At 43.0% G+C, this 2310-nt stretch carries 2 protein-coding genes and 1 pseudogene; 1 reads left to right on the forward strand and 2 read right to left on the reverse strand.

Annotation, left to right across the window (positions count from 1 at the left end; genetic code table 11):
• Positions 1 to 686 precede the first annotated feature (686 nt).
• Together PX484_RS04110 and PX484_RS04115 are read right to left on the reverse strand one after the other, a co-directional pair.
• Positions 687 to 985 (reverse strand): annotated as a pseudogene (locus PX484_RS04110) (ISAzo13-like element transposase-related protein); the annotation flags it as partial.
• Positions 986 to 1132, reverse strand: a complete 147-nt coding sequence (locus tag PX484_RS04115; RefSeq protein ID WP_002802426.1) for a hypothetical protein — start codon at positions 1130 to 1132, stop codon at positions 986 to 988.
• A 292-nt stretch (positions 1133 to 1424) separates the two neighbouring features.
• Between PX484_RS04115 and PX484_RS04120 the strand changes: the two genes are divergently transcribed.
• Positions 1425 to 2210, forward strand: coding sequence for an alpha-amylase family glycosyl hydrolase (locus PX484_RS04120; RefSeq protein WP_288102946.1), 786 nt, complete (start codon positions 1425 to 1427; stop codon positions 2208 to 2210).
• The last annotated feature ends 100 nt before the right edge of the window (positions 2211 to 2310 follow it).

Below are 2310 nucleotides of genomic sequence, written 5' to 3' on the forward strand. Positions count from 1 at the left end.
AATGGAAAAACAGCACTTTTTCTCGGTCAATGATTAGGATAAGTTATAACTTAAAAATTAATCAACAACTAAAGCTTATGCTTGTAGCTAAGTGAAATCATTGATTAAGAGACCTGTACTTTTCAATGACTTTTTCAGCAAACCCTAACTAAATGTTCTTGGCAGATGCTTGAGTTCTCAATCTAGTATTCAAAGCTACTGATTGCGGGTGAGTTCAGCCGTAGGGTGAGTTCCCTAATGTGGCTCCTACTGCTCCAGCGATCAATTTTTGGGAACGCACCATGCACATTGATTGAAGCTGTGGGTTTAAGTGCAATGCCACCCTTGTCGGCCCAGTTGGGGAATGTTAGCGAAGATACCCAATGTTTAGGTTAAAACATTGGGGCAAAAGTTGCAACAGGGTCAGGCCAATGACAGTTAATCAACCCCGCTACAGTAAAGAAGAATTCGCTCGACGTGGTAAAGAGATTTATGAATCTCAGGTGCGCCCCCAAGTCGAGTAGGGCAATCATGGGAAGATTGTGGCAAAAGCTTATTAGATAAACTCCGCTATTTACAGAGTTTTATGTGTCAACATATCAGCTATTTACACTGGTTTAGGAAAATTGTCTATTCAATTTTAAAAATGGCGTTTTGTGGTTGTTATATTGTTAAATGTAAAGTTTTATTACGAGATTCAAGGTTTCTGGGGTTAGGGTTGTTTTCGGATTAAAATTATGATCGTTTGTTTCGACAGTTATTCTATTTTTACCTCCTCGATCAAACAGTACAATATTAACACGGGCTTTGGCATCTAAACTAAGACGTAACATCGTAGGGTCTTCAGGTGCTTCCCGATTAATGTTAGCTAATTCATCAAAGATTGCTGCGGTTTCTGTCATTTTTTTTGAGGTAAAAATTTAGCCAATCTTTTCAGAAGATAACCTAAGTTATTTAATTTAACCCGAATAGTTTCCTCGGTCGGTAAATCCTCATCGCTGTACCCCTATTTAGCTATGACAAACATTTTCGGGCGGTCAATGGGTTGATAACGGGAAATAGCATCGCCGATTTTGCGATTATTCGATCTTAAGAGAATTGCTTCGGCTCGGTATCGCTGAAAGTGTAGCTTCAAGGGATACCAATAAGCCAAAAGTAAGAATCGAACTTATCAAAAACTATTTGAGAGGTAGTCTTTAACTTTTGTTAAAAATAAGTGAATGGACAAACTCAGAAAAATTAAGTTTTGAAAGTTTAATTGCACTTTAATATACTTTCACTTTACCCTAGAAGAAGAACATCAAAAAGTCAAAAAATATACATGAAGACGGTCAACAAGGAGGGAATAAACCAACGAACTCATCCCCAAAAAAAAGCGTTTTAAGTAGGAATTGAAAGAGCCGCGGACAGGGTGAGTAGTTTGAAAGATTGAGAGGAAAAATACCATGACGACAACCGTTCAACGCTTAAGCCAACTAAATTTTGCATCCCTATCACCGGCAGGGGGATTGTTCCCGTCGCCGATCGCCTGGGAAGACCAAACGTTCTATTTCTTGATGCTCGATCGCTTCTCCGATGGTCGTGAAAACGGGTACAAGGACAACGAGGGGAATTTGGTCCGGAGTGGGACAACCCCAGCCTACAGTCCCGCTGGTGCGGAAAATGCCGTGAAAACAGAAGCAGATGCGGCTCACTGGCGCGAGGCGGGGACAAAATATGTGAGGGGAACGCTCAAGGGGTTAGAGAGCAAAATCGGCTATCTGAAACGATTGGGGGTGACGGCGCTCTGGATTAGCCCTATTTTTAAACAGGTTCGGTTTCGGGAAACTTATCACGGCTACGGCATCCAGAATTTTTTAGAGGTGGAACCCCACTTTGGCAGCCGCGAAGACTTGCGGGAAGTGGTGCGAACTGCCCATGCCAACGGCATCTATGTGGTTTTGGATATCATTTTGAATCACGCGGGCAACGTCTTTTCCTATTCGGGAGAACAGGATCACCCTTGGACTGGGGGGATGTACCCGGTTGAGGGTTTCAACGATAAAGACGGTAATCCTACCATTCCCTTTGTCAAACCCGATCCGCAAAATCCCCCCGATTATGATGGGGCATTATTTCCGGTGGAATTGCAGGATCCCGATACCTTTACCCGTAAGGGGTACATCAAAAATTGGGACTTTGACATCCTCACCGCCGTAAACGGACGGCGATTCCCAAACCTCACGATTTGAGTTTCTGCTTCTTTCCCGAAGGATTTTTCGCACCTGCCTTAACAGATTTACTCTGTTCTGGTCTTATGGTCGCTCTACAGACTGACACCGCAAGCCCTGC

The sequence above is a fragment of the Microcystis sp. M49636_WE2 genome, from assembly GCF_030065375.1.
GTDB classification, from domain to species: Bacteria; Cyanobacteriota; Cyanobacteriia; order Cyanobacteriales; family Microcystaceae; genus Microcystis; species Microcystis aeruginosa_C.